The sequence below is a fragment of the Paenibacillus sp. FSL E2-0178 genome, from assembly GCF_038593005.1.
Taxonomy (GTDB): domain Bacteria; phylum Bacillota; class Bacilli; order Paenibacillales; family Paenibacillaceae; genus Paenibacillus_AQ; species Paenibacillus_AQ phytohabitans.
Genome location: NZ_CP151953.1, coordinates 3,328,470 through 3,345,917, shown reverse-complemented (window position 1 = coordinate 3,345,917; position 17,448 = coordinate 3,328,470). Strand labels below are relative to the sequence as shown.

The following is a 17,448-nucleotide window of genomic DNA, read 5'->3' as shown; positions in this document are numbered from 1 at the left end:
ACCAAATGCGGTGAAGAGGACAAGTAGATCTGTGAGCAGATGAAAGGGTGATATTTCAATGCAATTCAAGTGGTATACGGATGTGCATGAGTTTTACCATGATACCTATGATGTCCTGATGCGTTATGAAGCACAAAATTTGATTCCTCTTGGCAATATCATCATTGGGCATGAAGGAAAAGACAAAACAGACTGGCGTGACCCTGTAAATTGGCTAATGGCAACTATTTCGGATGCTAAGGGCATACAACTTACCGCCATAATGACACCGCCACACAATATTACGCTTTATGCAACAGACAACATCATTAACCCGGAAGCTATAAACTGTCTGATAGACGGGTTGAAGGACCGTGAAATTCCAGGTGTGACAACCGAAAAAAACCTGGCAGAGTATTTTGCCAAAGAATATACCTTGCGCAAGGGAATAACCTGTAATACAACCATGAGCCAGCGTATATATGAACTTACGGCAGTAAACCCGGACATTCAAAAGGTTGGTATCGTTCGATTGCTGAATGAAAAGGATATTCACTTTTTCCCATACTGGGCTGAAGCATTTTATGCAGCGGGGAGTTATGGCCAAACAGAAATGTCCATTCCGCAAGATGCCGATCCTTACCTCTACCGGATAGCATCGAAAAAAATCTATATTTTAGAGGACAACGGGATACCCGTGTCTATGGCAGGATATACAAGGGTAATGCAGACGGCTATTGGCGTGGCATTTGTATATACCCCTCCATATGAGCGCGGCAAGGGTTACGCTACTTCAATTGTGGCGCAAATAAGCCAGCTTGCCTTGGATAAGGGGTTTACGAAATGCGTCTTATATACGGACTTAGCAAATCCCATATCTAATAGCATCTATCAAAAGATAGGCTATATGCCCATTTGTGATTCGCTCCAGTTAAAATTTGATTAGTAGAATGAGGCGTACATATACAGAAAAGAAACGGCAGTGCATCATGGTGATGTACCGCCGTTTTTTCGTGAACCGGAATAGTACAACAGGTGCAATCTGGTATCGTTGCCAGAAGTGGAGCCTCTAAGCGTTATGTAGGATTTCGAGCGGGGCTTTCACATCCTGGTGTGTTCCAGAGATCATGTTGATCCAGGCAGTATACAAACGTCCAAGGCCCGAAAGCAGTAACGGCAGCATCAGCAGAAGTACAAATCCCATTCCGCATACGATCCAGGAGCGTTCGTCCGGTGTTGTATCAGACAGGAACACGAAGACGTCCGGGTCCAGCATATTCTGGTCATAGGAGAATACTGAAGAACTGACTCTCTGGACTACAGGCGACAGGAGGGCACTAATGGCAACCGAGGGCAGGGCAAGAGCAAGGGTGAATCCCAGAATGCCTGCGGGCAGCTGCAGTATGCTGTACAGAATTCCCCGGTACGACTGACCTTGGCGAAGCTGGTATCCTAATGTCCGCAGACCTTCCCAGCGGAAGGTAGCCGGATGCTCTGGCATAATATGCTGCGCGGCTTCCCCTTTACCGTGAGACCAGGCTTCGGCAGCCTTCTGTTCACTGATCATCATCGTGCGGCACCAGGTTAGTGTCAGGGCCAGCAGAGGCAGCCCAACCCATATAATTACCAGAGGCAGACTTACACATAGGCCTGTAATGGCAATAACAAAAGCGATTATTCCTTTGGGCAAAGAAAGCATGAGCATTTTCCACGCGTTTATACTTCGTCTTAACATTAGGGCAACCCCTCTCCAAATTTTACCTTCTCCAGTATAGAGGTTAAATCCATACAATACACGCACCCGGAGGCGGGAATAATACTGGTCTTTGGTCTAGTGCGGCTCTCCTATACTTTAAGTTGGCATAGGCAGGCATATTTCTCTAAAATGAATATAGAGTGTGCAATGATCAATATCCCGGACAAGGAGCCGCGCTTATGAATATCTATCTGGAAATTCCGGATGTGGACAAGCATTTTCCGTTTCGCAGCCTGGTCTGCGGAGGAGATGATCTGACCTATCCGCATTGGCATAAAGAAATTGAGATTATCTATGTAACCAAAGGAAGTCTGAATCTGGGAATCAATGATGTGCCGATCCGCATGGAGCAGGGGGAAGTGCAGTTCATCAACGGCGGAGATGTGCATTATTTCCTGGCGTCACCTGACAGTGAGCGGGTAGTGATACAGTTTGATCTGAATTTCTTTCAGGAGGTTGCAGCACTGGGAGGCAATGACTATCCGCTGCGGGATATGTTCACGGAGATGGAATTCTCCAGTTCAAAGTGGCCGAAAGGGGCTGCCGCCAGTATAAAGGCTCTGATTGAGAGCATTTATGAGGAGGATACACAGCGCCGGGAAGGCTACGCTTATCTGATTAAGGCCAGGATGTTTGAAATGCTGACGGTTATTATGCGGGAGGTGCCGAAGAGCAGGGTCAAGAAGCAGCCCAAGTTCTCGGAAGACACATTGTCCCAGTCCAGAGAGACGCTGGAGCGGCTGGAGCGGATCTTCAGCTATGTGGAGCAGCATTATCAGGAAGCGATTACACTGAATGAGGTGGCCGGATACATGGGCTTCAGCCCGTATTATTTCACCAAGCTGTTCAAGAAGAATACGGGCATGACCTTTGTCGCTTTTTTGACGGAATATCGGCTGAATAAGGCCAAGTGGATTCTGCTCAACGAAGACCTGCCGATGTCAGCGGTAGCGGAAGCGGCCGGGTTCGGCAGCGGGAAGACCTTTCACCATTTATTCAAGGAAGCTACGGGGATATCTCCGCTTAAATACCGCAAGACAATATCCGGGAATAATTGAGCAAGAATGCAGGAAGAAAGCCTGCTTGCAGATTTGTATGATAGAGGTATAAAAAGTAGTCAAAAACTTAAATTAACCGTAAAATTCACCTTTGAAACAGGAGAGTGTCCATAGTGACCAGAGTAACCGTATGGAATGAATACCGCCATGAGCGGCAGGAAGAACGAATCCGCCAGGTCTATCCGAATGGCATACATGTACAGCTGGCCTCTTTTCTGAGCGCGGCGGGACTGGATACAAGAACGGCAACACTGGACGAGCCGGAGCATGGCCTGACAGAAGAAGTGCTGAATAACACTGATGTACTGTTATGGTGGGGGCATGTTGCCCATCAGGAAGTCAGTGACGAGGTAGTGAACCGGATTCATAAGCGCGTGCTGGAGGGGATGGGGCTGGTGGTGCTGCATTCAGGCCACATGTCCAAAATCTTCATCAAGCTCATGGGCACAAGCTGTGATCTGAAATGGCGCGAAGCCGGGGAGAAAGAACGCCTCTGGGTGATGGAGCCAAGCCATCCGATTGCTGCAGGCATCGGCGAATATATTGACCTGGAGCAGGAAGAGATGTACGGGGCGCACTTTGACGTGCCTGCACCGGAGAGCCTGATCTTTGTCGGCTGGTTCGAAGGCGGCAATGTGTTCCCGAGCGGATCAACGTACCGGCGCGGCAGCGGGAATATTTTCTATTTCCAGCCCGGCCACGAGTCCTATCCAACCTATTACAACAAGGAAATTCAGCAGGTTATCATCAACGGCGTGAACTGGTGTGCTCCGGTCAAGCGTGATGTTCCGGTGTACGGCCATTCCGAGGCGCTGGAGCCGATTAGAAGCACAGTAGGCGTATAACGAACGTTAGCCTCGCAGTCGATGAAAAGGATACCCGCCAGACCTAAAACCACCAGACCTAACGGTATGGCGGTTTTTTGTGCTGACGCGCTAACAGATGGGTTACGCTGTTGAATCCTGCAGAAAATACAACAATTTCTTCAGGATAGCGGCTCTAATCCAGGATTATTGTACGAAAGGCAACATTTTCTCTCCTGAAAGCGGCCAAGCGTGAAAAATCTTGTATTTCGTACAACAATCCTTAGGAATCCTCCATTATTGGGAGGTTCGAGTTGCAATACGTACAACATTTTCATTTTGAGGCCGGCCTTCACAAGCCGCATCCCTTTCACTGCTGACCGGGACCGTCCTACACCACACTTGTGTTATTAGTTGTGCTGCTTCTGCTGCGGCTATAAGCTCAGCGCTAGGTTCCCGCACTCCCGCACGTCTCCGGTTATCCATGACCAACCTTACGCTTGTGGCAGATAAACTAACAATTGTGAATTTGAACTAATTAAGTTGTGGCATATATATGTTAGATATAAATGCTTGTATATCAAGGTTTTGGCTGTTCTGCCAAGTCTGGAGGGAGAGGATGTTAAATATTTACTTCGTTATTTTCCATGCAGCAGTCTGCAGAATCCTTTATACTGAGTAAAATTTAACGGACCAGGAGGAGAGGCTGATGATGCGGCGGTGGAACAACTTAACATACCAGAGCAAGCTGATGCTCGCCTTCTTCATGCTTGGGATTATCCCGTCGATTGTGATCGGCACGATGGCATATTTCAAATCGGTCAGCACGCTGGAGTCGCGGGTGAACGCCGATCTCGGCGTCATTGCCGGACAGCTGAATGCGGCGATCCAGCGCCAGGTGGAGGATGTGGACCGTTTCAGCACTTTTCCTTATTTCACACCTGAAATCTTTCAAATATTGAACCAGCCTTACGTACCCCGCGACCAGTGGGGTTACCGCGAGATTGAAACCCAGCAGCAGTTCGCCAAGCTGCTCGTGACTTATCCTTCGATTTTCTCCACGATTCAAGGTCTGGTATTCTACAGCACCAAAGGCAATATCTACGGCTACAGGGTTAGCGACCGCTCCTCCATTAATGAAGCCGTAAGTCCGGTAGACGAGGAATGGTATAAGGAGACCCTCAAACGGAGCGGAGGCGTATTCATCTCCGGGCTGCGGCTGGAGCGGCAGTTCAATAGTGCTCCGTTCCCCACGATTACTGCTTCCCGCGTGCTGCTTAATGATGATTTCACTCCGGCCGGAGTAGTAGCCGTGGATATCCGTCCTGACTTCATGGACAAGATTGTCCGTTCCTTCCAGCTGGAGAGCATGCATGTGATTGTGGCCGATGAGAAGGGGGAGCTGATCTATTCCACACAAACCGGAGACAACGAGCGGTTCCTCCGCGCTGCGGCAGAGCAGTCCTCGCACAGCGGGACAAGCCGCGGCCTGATCAATCTGCCCGATCTGGGCGGCGGGCTGGCAGCGGCGACCGGGGTATATGCGCACAGTGAGTATTTGGGCTGGACAAGCTATCTCATGATTGACCGGGAAGAACTGCTCGGCGACGCGAATGTGATCCGCAACTTTACCGTGGTGCTGGTGCTGATCTTCAGTGTGGCCGCCGCCGTCTTGTCGCTTTTGCTGGCCCGGAATCTGTCGAGGCCGATCCGCAGCCTGATCTCTTCCATGCGCGACGTAGAGCGGGGACTGTTCATCACTCCGGCGGCTCCGCCGGTCCAGGGCGAAATCGGCCAGTTGCATCTCAGTTATGTCATGATGGTGCGGCGGCTCGATGTGCTGGTCCAGTCGATTGAAGAGAAGGAGCGGCAGAAGCGGGAGGCCGAGCTGTATGCGCTTAGAGCGAGAATCGCTCCCCACTTCCTGTATAACACGATTAATTCCATCCGCATGCTGGCCGTGCTGCAGCAGTCGGAAGGCATCGCCCGGCTGCTGCAGTCACTGAACAAGCTGCTGCATGCCAATATGAAGCTGGACAGCGAGCTGGTGCCGCTGTCTGCGGAGCTGGAGCTGCTGCATCATTATGTGCGGCTGATGGAGCTGCGCTACACGAACCGCTTCAAGGTGGAGTGGCAGATTGAAGAGAATATCGGGCAGGCGATGGTCCCGCCGATGATTCTGCAGCCGCTGATGGAGAATGCGATCTTTCACGGCTCCTTCGATATCGAAGGCCCGCTGCTGATTGAGGTGGGTGCCCGGATAACAGGGAACGTCGGGGATGAGCTGCTGATCACCATCACGGACAACGGGCACGGTATACCGCAGGATACACTGGAGGTGCTCAACGGCGAGAGAGAGCAGGGTCCAGACCCTGATGGGGACGGCAACGCGGGTTCAAGCATCGGTGTAGCCAACGTCCGTGACCGTATCCGGCTTAGGTTCGGACCGCCGTATACCTTGACGCTGAAGAGTGGTCCGGGCCAGGGAACCCGGGCAGAATTATATTTGCCTTATCAACCGGAGGACGGAGATACGTCCCGGCCGCGAATGGAGGAATGAAGCATGTGGAATTTGCTTGTAGTGGAGGATGAGACCATTGTGCGGCTGGGGCTGCGCTATATGCTGAATTGGGATGAGCTTGCCATTGCCTGGAAAGCCGAAGCTGCGAACGGGCATGAGGCGCTTAAGGTGCTGGCCCGGGAGGAGATTCACATTGTGATGACGGATATCCGCATGCCGGGTATGGATGGCCTGGAGCTGGCGCGCAGAATCAAGGAACAGTACCCCAGTGTGCAGATTATCTTCTTCAGCAGCTTTGAGGACTTTCCTTATGTAAAAGAAGCTGTCCGCATCGGAGTCGTTGATTATTTGCATAAGCCGACGATGGCGGCCGAGGAGATTGCAGCAGCGCTGCTCAAAGCAGCGGGGACCCTGGAGCAGCTTCATCAGGCGGCAGTGCCGCAGGTGCCGGGATACAGCGACAAGGACCGGGATCAATTCCTGCAGTCGATGCTTGAGACACAGGCCCCCTTGGAGAATTGGATGGAGCAGTGGCAGCAGTATGGACTGGAGTCCCTGTATGGAGCGGGATACAGGCTGGCTATTCTGCGCATGGCCGAGAACGAAGGGGTTGAACCGCAGGCGGCGCTGGCCCGCTTTATGTCGTTCCGGTATTATCTGGAGGAATATACTTCCCGGGAATGGGGCGGGATATTGCTCAGCCGGGAGAACAAGGAGCTGGTCTGGCTGCTGCCGCAGAAGGCGTCCATTGACGAAGCGGGAGCCGGTGCGATGCAGGGTTATCTGGATCAGCTGGAACAAGGGTTGTACAAAATGCTGGGCATCCGCATGGCGTATACCTGCAGCGGACTTCACCGGACAGCGGCGGAGCTGCCGGAGGCCTATAGAAGTGCGGCGGAGCGTGAGCCGGTGAGCGGCGGGAAGCTGAGCGGAATTATCCGGCTGGCAACGGCTTATATCGATGAACACTTGCTGGAGGATGTGACGCTGGCGCGGACCGCAGAGGCAATTCATGTCAGCGTCAGCCATCTGAGCCGCCAGTTTCTTAAGGAGACCGGACAGCATTTCAATGAATATATGACCGCCAAAAAAATGCTCCTGGCCCGCAAACTGCTGCGCGAGAGCAACCGGAAGGTGTACGAGGTAGCCGAGGAACTGGGGTATGCCAACCCGCATTATTTCAGCAAGCTGTTCAAAGATGACACGGGTCTGACACCGCTGGAATTCCGCAATCAGTGAGTAAAGAGCAAATATTTGACGGAAACAGCAATTCTCGTCTAGTTGGAGGATCAGACATCCGGCAGAGCGGCCAAGATAAGCAATTAATAGCTATAAAGCAGCAGATCAACCTGGTAGTTAACCTGACACAAACAGAGTACGATTAACTCATGAAACAAACATAATGTCAGGGAGGCTAACACATGAGAAGAAAAGGCGGGTTCTGGTGGTTGTCGGTATTATGTCTTGGGTTGTTGGTCATTCTTGCAGGCTGCGGCAGTAATAATGCGGCATCAAACGGTAATTCCGGAGCGGCTGCTACAAACGGTTCTGCTGCAGAAGGTGATGCTGAGAAAGAGCCGGTGGTGCTGAAGCTGACCACATGGAACCCGATCAGCCAGACGGTGGTTGATAAATTCCAGGAGAAATATCCCTACATCACGATAGAGCATGACAAGGTATATGATCAATTCCGGGAAATCATCCGTACGCGGATTGTCTCCAAGTCCGATATGGACATGTTATGGCTGTTCCCGAACCAGGTGGCCGAATTCTCCAAAGAGAATGTCCTGATGGACATCTCCGGCAGCCCTTGGCTGGATAATTATCTTGAAGCGGCAGTAAAGCTGGGCACAGTGGACGGCAAAACCTACGGTGTCCCTTATAACAGCCAGCCGATCGTGATGTTCTATAATAAAACGCTGTTCGACCAGCTCGGGCTTGCGATTCCGACCAATTGGGAAGAGCTGATGGCGGTGAGCGAGACCATCAAAGCCAGCGGCACCGCACCGATGGTCATCGGCAGCAAGGACGGCTGGGCGACCCAGTTCATCACCACTTCACAGTTCGGACTGTATCAGCATGACAATGCGGACGTATTTCCGCAGCTGGCCAGCGGGGACAAAAAGTGGACCGATCCTGAGTTCACCGGCTACTTCGACGGCATGAAGGAACTGGCGGATAAAGGGTATCTGCTGGAGAACTCGGTCGGCCTCAGCTATGACCAGGTGGCGCAGGTATTCAAGGAAGGCAAGGCCGCCATGTGGCCGATGGGCGAATGGGGCTACAGCGAGAACTTTGATGCAGACTTCTCCGCCTTTGAGCTTAGTGCCTTCCCGATTCCCGTCAACCGCGGCGATCAGCCGCTCGTAACGAATTTGGTCTCCGACAACCTGCTGGTTGGCGTATCCTGGAGCAAGCACCAGGAAGAGATCAAGCTGTTCATGGAATTCGTGGCCGAGCCGGAAATGGCTAAAATCTGGTCCGATGAAACGAAGCAGGCGGTAACGGTAAAAGGCGGCACGTCCGAAACCTACAGCCCGCTGGCCGCTTCACTCCAGCCGCTGATTGACGCCAGCGAAGCCCAGATTTTCCCGAGTATGACCTCTTCCATTGAGCCGGTAATGTTCCCGATCTTCCAGCAGATTCTGCTGAAGCAGGACGTGGACCCCGCCAAGCTGCTGGAACAAATGCAAACGGCTCAAGATAAAGATATATAGAACATATAAGACAAACAAAACTATAAAGATTGAACTGAGAAAGAGACAATACAAGATGAAAGTAACGGAGGGGAAATTTGGAACTGTAGGAGCGTTAGCGTCCGCCTTTGTCCCCGGATTTCCACCGCGGCCAGCGGTTACAAATCAAGAAATCTGGGGACAACAGCGGCCGGAAGTCCAAATGTTCACCGCAGTTACGGCCTACATCTAATTGGAATGTTCTTAATGTTTAATCTTTATAGAACACACACAACACAAGAGAATAAGCGAAAGCTCAGATCAAGGACAACCCTGTCTTTCGCTTAGGTTTCTTTTTTTTTACCCAAATTTGGGGTGAGGGATGGAGGCAGAAGATGAAATTCATGAATTTTCGCAATTACCTGCTGTTTATCGCGCCGGCGCTCCTGATCTATCTGCTGTTTTTTGCCGGACCGATCTTCAGCGGCTTGTACTACGGCTTCACCGACTGGAACGGCTTCTCGTTCAAGGCCGACTGGGTCGGGCTGGAGAACTTCCGCGAAGCCTTCCGTGATCCGCTGCTCCTGACGGCGCTGAAGAATATGGCGATTCTCTCCGTTGTAGTCATCGTGCTGCAGCATAGCGCATCGATCCTGCTGGCCGTACTGCTCGACCAGAAGCTTAAGGGCATTGTGTGGATGCGGGCGATTATCTTTTTCCCGGTTATCCTGAACACCGTTGTAATCGGCTATGTGTGGAGCTACATGTATGCGCCGATGGTTGGATTTCTGCCGAAGTTTTTTGCCGCAGTCGGGCTGAAGGGTCTGGCGCAGCTGGACTGGCTCGGTGATCCTTCCTTAGCAATCTACGCGATTGCACTCGTCATGGTCTGGCAGTACACAGGCTATTCGATGATGATCTACTTGGCTGGACTACAATCCGTTTCGGGTGAAATATATGAAGCCTCAAGCATTGACGGCGCGGGGCCGTGGAATAAATTCTGGAAAGTTACGTTGCCGCTGCTGATTCCTTCGGTCATTGTGAACACAGTGCTGTCGGTGATCGGCTGTATGAAAATGTTCGAGCATGTCTTCATCATGACGCAAGGCGGACCGGCCAATTCCACGCAGACCTTCGGGATTATGATCTATCAATATGCCTTCAAAACCTCGCAGATGGGCTACGGCACCGCGATGGCAATGATCCTGTCTGTGATGATTCTGGTTGTAACCTTTGTGCAGATGAAGCTGCTCAGCCGTCTGGAGGTGGCGAATTGACGACTACATTACAGAAAACCTCAATCTACACCGTGCTGATTATCGCGCTCATTATTGTACTCGTTCCGATGGCGGTCATGATCTCGGTTTCGCTGCAGACACCGTCAACGATCAATCCGCTTAGCCTGCCCAAAGACCCGCAGTGGAGCAATTATACCGAAGCGTTCCGCACCGGCAATCTGCTGCCGTATTTCGGGAACAGCATTCTGGTGCTGGTGATGACAACCGCTGCCGCCATTGGCGTCTCTGTGCTGGCTGCTTACGGTCTGCATCATGGCAAAAGATATAAATCAGATGCGATGTCGACCTTCTTCCTGATGGGTCTGATCCTTCCGGCCTTCTCCGGCACGATTCCGGCGTTCCTGGTGCTGCGGGAGATTCATCTGCTCAACACGCATGTCGGGCTGTCACTGATCCAGATTGCCTCCGGGCTGGCGCTGCCGATCTTCCTCTATGTGAATTTCTTTAAGACCGTGCCGACTGAGATTGAGGAGGCTGCGCTGGTTGACGGATGCGGGCCGTGGCGGACCTTTCTGAAGATTATTTTTCCGCTGACGCTGCCGATTACGGCGACCTGTATTATCGTGGTGGCGATCAACTCGTGGAATGACTTTTTCAATCCGCTGGTCTACCTGTCTTCGCCGGATATGCGGACGCTGCCCGTGGGCCTCATGGCCTTCAAAAGCCAATACAACACCAACTGGCCGCAGATGTTCGCCGGAGCTGCACTTGTGGCCCTGCCGATCATCATTCTCTACCTGTTCGTTCAGCGCTTCATTATTAAAGGTCTGGTGGGCGGGGCGGTTAAGGGTTAAGAGACTTAAGAGGCTGGTAGACTAAGGTGCAAGAATGAGAGAATGTTAAGAGGGCAGCCGTGTAATACGCGAAAATGATATGCAGGGAGGGTGTGGGAGGTATGGAAAAACGCTCAGGGAGTCTCATTCCCTATCAGGGTCTGGTCGTATCCTGCCAGGCGCTGGAGGACGAGCCGCTGTTCGGAAGCCATCATATGGTGGCGATGGCGATGGCGGCGAAGGAAGCGGGGGCGGCCGGTATCCGTGCCGGAGGGCTGGCGGATATCCGCGCGATTAAGGAAGCCGCCGGTTTGCCGCTGATCGGACTGGTCAAAATAATGCATGAAGGCAGTGAGGTCTACATTACGCCGACGCTTGAGGATGCACTCGCAGTGCATGCGGCCGGGGCCGATATTGTGGCCATCGATGGTACCAGGCGGCTCCGGCCGGACGGGCGCACGCTGGAGGCGACCCTTGCCGCGCTGAAGGCTGCGGAGATACCGGTGATGGCCGATATTGCGACCTTCGAAGAAGGGGTGCAGGCGGCCGGATGGGGCGCGGATTACATCTCGACTACGCTATGCGGTTATACCGCAGAGACGCTGGAAACTCCGCTGCCGAATCTGGATTTGCTGGAGAGGCTGTCCGTTGTCCTGGAGGTGCCGGTAGTCGCCGAAGGCGGGATATCCGAGCCGGCGCAGGCGGCTGCGGCGCTGGAGCTGGGTGCGGACTTCGTCGTCGTAGGCTCGGCGATTACCCGTCCGCAGTGGATAGCCGCCCGTTATGTGAAGGCGATGAAAGAGAAGGCGGGCGGCGCAACAACGGAGGCCGAAGGATGAGCCGCTATTATATCGGGGCCGATATCGGCGGAACCTTCATTAAGGCGGCAGTGGTGGACGGGCAAGGGGAGATTGTTGCCCGCCGCAGTACCGCTACGCCTGTGAACGAGGGGGCAGCAGGGATTCTCGCTGTGCTGAAGAAGATTATTGCAGAGCTTGTGTACTGCGGATACGGGATCGGCGGCATTGGCATAGGCACCGCCGGGCGGGTAGATCCGGCTGAAGGCGTAGTCCTCTATGCGACGGAGAATCTGCCGGGCTGGACCGGCATGCGCCTGGCGGAAGCTGTGGAGGAGGAGTTCGCGCTGCCTGTGTCGGTTGGCAACGATGCCAATGCAGCCGCTCTTGGCGAAGGCTGGCGCGGGGCGGCTGCGGGGCTGGAGCATTATGTAATGCTGACGCTGGGTACAGGTGTCGGCGGAGCTGTTATTCATAATGCTGAGGCTATCTCAGGCAGACAGGGCGGGGCCGGGGAGATCGGGCACATGGTGCTCTATCCCGGAGGAATTCCCTGCAGCTGCGGGCAGCGGGGCTGCGCCGAGCATTATCTGTCCGGCAGGGCGCTTAGCCGGCTGGGTGCAGAAGCCGCGGAGGGCTGGGACGGCCGCAGACTGCTGGCAGAATTCGCCGCAGGCAGCGCCACAGCGGCTGCACCCATGAAGAGATATATGCACGACCTGAGCCTGGCCGTGCATAATATCCAGTCTTTCATGGACCCGGAGGCGATTATTCTTGGCGGCGGAGTCGCAGAATCCCATGCCTTATGGTGGGATGCCTGGATGAGCGGGCTTGCCGCCGTGTCACCGCTGTCCATTAAGGTGCTTCCTGCCGAGCTTGGCAATGATGCCGGAATGATCGGCGCGGCACGGATGATTATGAACAAGGAAGGGAAGTAGAGTGAACTATGCTGTTAGAGGTTATAGCCACGACAGTAAGTGATGCAGTTACCGCTGAACGTTATGGAGCGGACCGGATCGAGCTGATTACCGGAATCCGGGAAGGCGGTTTAACACCCAGCCTTGGGCTGGTTGAAGCGGTGCGGGAAGCGGTCAGTATTCCCATAAGAGTAATGGTGCGGCCGCATGCGCGCTCCTTCCGGTATGACCCATCCGACGCGGAAACGATGCTGCGCGATATCCGGCATATTGCCGGAGTGGGCGGACTGTCCCTGGTCACGGGCATGCTCCGCAGTGACGGGACCGTGGACGAAGAGCTGCTGGTCCGGCTGCTTGATGCTGCGGCCGGGATGGAGGTTACGTATCACCGGGCTTTTGATGAGGTGCGGGATCAGATTGAGGCGCTTGAAGTCTTGAAGCGGTATCCGCAGATTACGGATATATTGACCTCCGGCGGCAGCGATAAGGCAACTTCCGCTGAGGGTATGGCGAGGATAGCCGTATTGGAACGGCTGTCCGCCGGTTCTTCGCTCTCCATCCTTGCAGGCAGCGGCTTGAATGCCGCAGGCCTGAAGGATTTCATCTCCCGGACGGCTGTCCGCCGGGTGCATTTCGGTTCCGCTGTCCGGGAGGACGGCGATCCGCTGAGGCCGGTTGACCCCGGGCGGCTGGAAGCCGTCCGCAAGATTCTCAAACCATAGAAGAGGTGAGTTCCTTGTCAAAACCATCGCTGCATGAGCTGCGCAGACAGAAGAAGCTGGAGATCAAGGATACTGTAGAGAACGGCCCGTTTAGAGCGGATTGGAAGTCTCTGGAGGAGTACTCCGTTCCCCGCTGGTACGAGGATGCGAAGTTTGGGATTTTCATTCATTGGGGGGTGTATTCTGTACCCGCCTTCGGGACAGAGTGGTATGCGCGCAATATGTACAGGGAAGGCACTGAGGTGTATGAGCATCATCTGAAGACCTACGGCCCGCCGGATACATTCGGCTATAAGGATTTCATTCCCCAGTTCACGGCGGAGAAATTCGATGCCGAGGAGTGGGCTGCCCTGTTCAAACGCGCCGGTGCCGCGTTCGTAGTGCCGGTTGCCGAGCATCATGACGGCTTCGCCATGTATGACTGCCCTTATTCGGAGTGGACCGCTGCCAGGATGGGTCCGCGCAGAGACATTATCGGCGAGCTTGGCTCAGCCGTGCGGCGGCATTATATGACCTTCGGCGTCTCCAGCCACCGTGCGGAGAATTGGTGGTACTACAACGGAGGCCGCGAGCTGCCTTCAGATGTGCAGGACCCGAAATACGCGGAATTGTACGGTCCGGCGCAGCCTTGCTACGGCGATCCGGCGTACCCGCTGCCGATTCTGCCGCCGAATGAGGAGTTTCTGGACGACTGGCTGGTCCGCACCTGCGACCTGATCGACCGTTACGGACCGCAGCTGGTCTATTTCGACTGGTGGATCGAGCAGCCGGTCTTCAAGCCTTATCTGCAAAAGCTCGCCGCCTACTATTACAACAAGGCTGCGGAATGGGGCCAGGGGGCAGTCATCAACTATAAATTTGATGCTTTTGCCGAAGGGACCGCCGTCTATGATATGGAGCGGGGCCAGCTGGCCGATATTAATCCGGAGGTCTGGCAGACCTGCACCTCGGTAGGTGAAACCGCCTGGTGCCATATTGCCGACCACAAATATAAGACCTCGGGAGTTATACTCGGCGACCTGGTCGATATAGTCAGCAAAAACGGCGTCATGCTGCTGAATGTCGGGCCGCGTGCGGACGGGACTATTCCTGAAGAAGAGCAGCAGCTGCTGCTGGAGGTAGGGGACTGGCTGGCGGTAAACGGGGAAGCGATCTATGGAACGCGGCCCTGGAAGGTATATGGCGAAGGCCCGACCCAGATCGTCAGCGGTACATTCAACGATACGAAGCGCAGCCCGTTCACCCCGCAGGATATCCGCTTCACCGCCAGAGGCGGGGAGCTGCTCTATGCGGCGGTTATGGGCTGGCCCGAGGGCGGAACGACAGTGATCGGGACCTTGGGCAACCGCTCCAAGCAGCTCGCCGGAGAGATTCTGCAGGTGGAGCTGCTGGGCTGGAACGGAGAGCTGCAGTGGAGCCGGGCCGGTGAAGGCCTGATTGTAGAACTGCCCTCTGACATGCGCGGCCGGGGCATTCTGGTATTGAAGATCAAGTATTCTACTCCTGAAGCGGCGAAATAGACATTTGAGCTGTAAAGGAGCGGGCGCAGGAGTTACGGGACTGCTCCGGGTGAATCCGGCAAGCTTCATATTCCGGCCAAGCTCCGGGGCTCCGGTATGTCCGAAACCAGCTCTAAACAAGTTCCGAAATGGCTCTAAACCAGCTCCAAACCAGCTCCAAACAAGCACCAACAAGCTACAAACCAACTCCAAGCCAACTCCAAGCCACTCCGGACTAACCTCACAGCCGGCTGATCGTATTTTGTACAACAGAATCGGGGTTTTAAGGGTCTGCAAAGGCATTCTAATGTATTTACTGCAACAGAATTTAGGGATCGTCCCCGATTGTGGCTGAAAGGAAGAAATCTATTGTACGAACTCTGCCGAGGTACGAATTCAGGCGATCTAGGGCAGCTCCTGGTGTAGCGTCAGATTTATTTAGTGAAAACCATTTTGGTAAATCGCTTGCTAATGGCCTGAGATGATCCGATTACGGTATATGCCTAGGTGTGTGCGGTAAGCGATATGCATAAGTGCACTTTGTACAACTAAATCGTCTGATATACACCCAATTATCCGTTTAGTTGTATTTCGTGCAATTAAATAGCTGTTTGTAGATTGTTTTCACTCATTTGGGTAATTTTAGTTGTTCAGATTGCACTTATATGAGGCAAGCCTCTCTTTTCGCTGTTTTTAATTGCACATTATACAACTATCAATGAATTTCCATTTGGAACGGAATACAGCAGTTACTGCATTGTTAAATGGACTTACTTCTTTAGTTCTGATATTGTACCAGGTTCCAGTCACTCTGAATTCCCGAACCCGCCTACCCGCCCGCTCCCCCCAGCAGCCTGGGCAGCAGGGTCAACAGCCGCTCGCGGGTCAGGGCATCGCCGGAATTCCATTTGGCGCCGTCCAGCATATAGACGCGGCCCTCCTGTACGGGGGGCAGGCTGTTCCACAGCGGCGTCCGCAGCAGCTGCTCCATGGCTTCCCGCGAGTCCTCGCGCTCCGGGATGAGCATGAAGACGCGGTCCCCCGCGTAGCTGTGCAGCTTCGCCGGGTCCACCTCGCCGAAGCCAAGCCCCTGGTCCAACAGGCCCTTAATCTCTGCCGTCGGCTGCAGGCCGCCGGGAGCATACAGGGCCGTGGACAGTCCGGTCATCGCCATAGCGAACAGGCGGTTGCCATGGTCGTAGACCAGCGCGGAGGCGGTTTCTCCCGGCTGGAGCCCCTCTGCGTACAGACGCTGCCACATGGCAGCGTTTTTGGCGTGGTAGGCCTCCAGCCAGGCTTCTGCTTCGCGCTGCCTGCCGAGCCACCCGCCAAGTATCCGCAGCCGATGCTCGAGCGGCGCGAATGAATCGAAGGTGAGGGTCGGGGCGATACCGGAGACGCGCGTATAGGCGCGCTCGTCCGAATTCGCGATAATAATCAGGTCGGGGCTGATCAGCCGGGTCAGCTGCGGGTCCAGCGGGAAGCCGACATTGGCCAGATTCTTGACCCGGTGCTTGTAGACGCTGTTCCGGGCGAAGGCCTCATCGCCTCCGGCCGGCTTGACTCCCAGAGCCAGCAAATCTCCCAGTGTCTCCCCGTGGTAGACAATCCGCTTTGGACGCTCCGGAATTTCCACCTCATGCCCCGTCCAATCCTTGACGGTAACTTTGCGCTGCTGGGCCTGGGCATACTGCCCGGGCGTGACTCCCGTCTTCTGCCGGAAGCGGCGGCTGAAGTAATATTCATCGGAGAAGCCCACCAGCCGGGCGATTTCGCGCAGCGGCTCGGCGGATTCCAGCAGATAGTTCTTGGAGTGCCCGATGCGCAGATCGGTCAGATAATCGAGCGGCCGCTTGCCGGTCAGCTTCTGGAAGATAGGGGTGTATTGCCAGGGAGAGACCTGTGCCAGCTCCGCAAGCTGCTTCACCGTGATGCTCTCCATATAATGATCCTGCAGGAATTGGATTGTACTCTCCACGGATTGCGCGGGACTGGGCAGCTGGCGGGTGGAGTAATTATGTTCAAACAGCAGGAGCAGCAGCTCCTGGAACTGCAGCTGCTGTCTGAAATACTGGAGCTCGTCCCCGCTGCCCTGGTTCGCAAGCAGCTCTTCCGCGAGCCGGATCACCCGGGTGAAAGGGTGGACGATTAGTTCCTTCCGGCCCGGCAGCAATTCAGCTGTATGAGAAGCAGGGGAATCTCCAGCCGTAATAGCGGCAAAGGATATCAAATAATAGTATAGTGTCATTTCCGCGTTATCCGTACTGTAGGAAGTTCCGGGGGACAGCAGACAACACTTGTCTGCATGTACTGAAAGGGCCGGCTGCTCCCCGATACAGAGTTCACCGCGGCCTCCGGTAAAGATCAGAAGTGTATGCTGACCGGCAGTCTGCACAGCGGACACAGTGTCGGCACTCTGGATTACCAGCTCAATGCCCTTCAGCTGAAACAGCAGGGAGCGGAGCGGAACTACCGGCAGGGCCGGAGCCGCTGCAAGTGCGGGGGCAGGGGGGAGTCCCGGGTTCAGGGCATTCTGTCTCAAGGCTCAGCACTCCTTTCAGGGCAGTTGAATTTATATGTATATTGAGAACGATTATCAATAAACCTCATTGTATATAAAATAAAGCAGCTTATCAACATTAGTTGATAA

Annotated in this window: 14 protein-coding genes; 12 read left to right on the top strand and 2 right to left on the bottom strand. The window is 54.2% G+C overall.

Annotation, left to right across the window (positions count from 1 at the left end):
* Nucleotides 1–58: 58 nt before the first annotated feature.
* Complete coding sequence (locus tag MHI42_RS14650) at nt 59–925, top strand: GNAT family N-acetyltransferase (RefSeq protein WP_342424270.1); 867 nt, start codon at nt 59–61, stop codon at nt 923–925.
* 123 nt (nt 926–1,048) lie between these two features.
* On the opposite strand, the gene MHI42_RS14645 is transcribed toward MHI42_RS14650, so the two are convergent.
* Complete coding sequence (locus tag MHI42_RS14645; protein ID WP_342424269.1) at nt 1,049–1,669, bottom strand: sensor domain-containing protein; 621 nt, start codon at nt 1,667–1,669, stop codon at nt 1,049–1,051.
* Between the two features lie 245 nt (nt 1,670–1,914).
* On the opposite strand from MHI42_RS14645, the gene MHI42_RS14640 reads away from it, so the two are divergent.
* The 11 genes from MHI42_RS14640 (at nt 1,915) to MHI42_RS14590 (ending at nt 14,819) form a co-directional block, all read left to right on the top strand.
* Complete coding sequence (locus MHI42_RS14640) at nt 1,915–2,793, top strand: AraC family transcriptional regulator (protein WP_342424268.1); 879 nt, start codon at nt 1,915–1,917, stop codon at nt 2,791–2,793.
* A gap of 113 nt (nt 2,794–2,906) precedes the next feature.
* Nucleotides 2,907–3,638: a ThuA domain-containing protein gene (locus MHI42_RS14635; RefSeq protein ID WP_342424267.1), complete on the top strand. Its 732-nt coding sequence runs from the start codon at nt 2,907–2,909 to the stop codon at nt 3,636–3,638.
* Nucleotides 3,639–4,305: 667 nt separating this feature from the next.
* Nucleotides 4,306–6,156, top strand: a complete 1,851-nt coding sequence (locus MHI42_RS14630; RefSeq protein WP_342424266.1) for a sensor histidine kinase — start codon at nt 4,306–4,308, stop codon at nt 6,154–6,156.
* A gap of 3 nt (nt 6,157–6,159) precedes the next feature.
* Nucleotides 6,160–7,356: a response regulator gene (locus MHI42_RS14625; protein WP_342424265.1), complete on the top strand. Its 1,197-nt coding sequence runs from the start codon at nt 6,160–6,162 to the stop codon at nt 7,354–7,356.
* 182 nt (nt 7,357–7,538) lie between these two features.
* Nucleotides 7,539–8,834, top strand: a complete 1,296-nt coding sequence (locus MHI42_RS14620) for an extracellular solute-binding protein (protein ID WP_342424264.1) — start codon at nt 7,539–7,541, stop codon at nt 8,832–8,834.
* Nucleotides 8,835–9,187: 353 nt separating this feature from the next.
* Nucleotides 9,188–10,069: a sugar ABC transporter permease gene (locus MHI42_RS14615; RefSeq protein WP_340988907.1), complete on the top strand. Its 882-nt coding sequence runs from the start codon at nt 9,188–9,190 to the stop codon at nt 10,067–10,069.
* Nucleotides 10,066–10,884, top strand: coding sequence for a carbohydrate ABC transporter permease (locus MHI42_RS14610; protein ID WP_039309671.1), 819 nt, complete (start codon nt 10,066–10,068; stop codon nt 10,882–10,884). Before MHI42_RS14615 ends, MHI42_RS14610 begins: the two co-directional genes overlap by 4 nt.
* Nucleotides 10,885–10,985: 101 nt before the next feature.
* Nucleotides 10,986–11,702 carry an N-acetylmannosamine-6-phosphate 2-epimerase gene (locus tag MHI42_RS14605; protein WP_342424263.1) on the top strand — a complete coding sequence of 239 codons (717 nt, stop codon included), beginning with the start codon at nt 10,986–10,988 and terminating at the stop codon, nt 11,700–11,702.
* Nucleotides 11,699–12,598 (top strand): ROK family protein, encoded by a 900-nt coding sequence (locus tag MHI42_RS14600; RefSeq protein WP_342424262.1) that lies wholly within the window; start codon nt 11,699–11,701, stop codon nt 12,596–12,598. The genes MHI42_RS14605 and MHI42_RS14600 overlap by 4 nt, the downstream gene beginning before the upstream one ends.
* Before the next feature lie 8 nt (nt 12,599–12,606).
* A complete protein-coding gene (locus tag MHI42_RS14595) occupies nt 12,607–13,299 on the top strand; it encodes a copper homeostasis protein CutC (protein ID WP_342424261.1) in 693 nt (230 codons plus the stop codon).
* A 5-nt stretch (nt 13,300–13,304) separates the two neighbouring features.
* Entirely contained in the window at nt 13,305–14,819 is a 1,515-nt protein-coding gene (locus tag MHI42_RS14590; RefSeq protein WP_342424260.1) for an alpha-L-fucosidase, read from the top strand.
* A gap of 808 nt (nt 14,820–15,627) precedes the next feature.
* Here the strand turns inward: MHI42_RS14590 and MHI42_RS14585 are convergent.
* The gene (locus tag MHI42_RS14585) at nt 15,628–17,340 is read right to left on the bottom strand and encodes a helix-turn-helix domain-containing protein (protein ID WP_342424259.1); all 1,713 of its coding nucleotides are present in this window, start codon (nt 17,338–17,340) and stop codon (nt 15,628–15,630) included.
* Between the last annotated feature and the right edge of the window lie 108 nt (nt 17,341–17,448).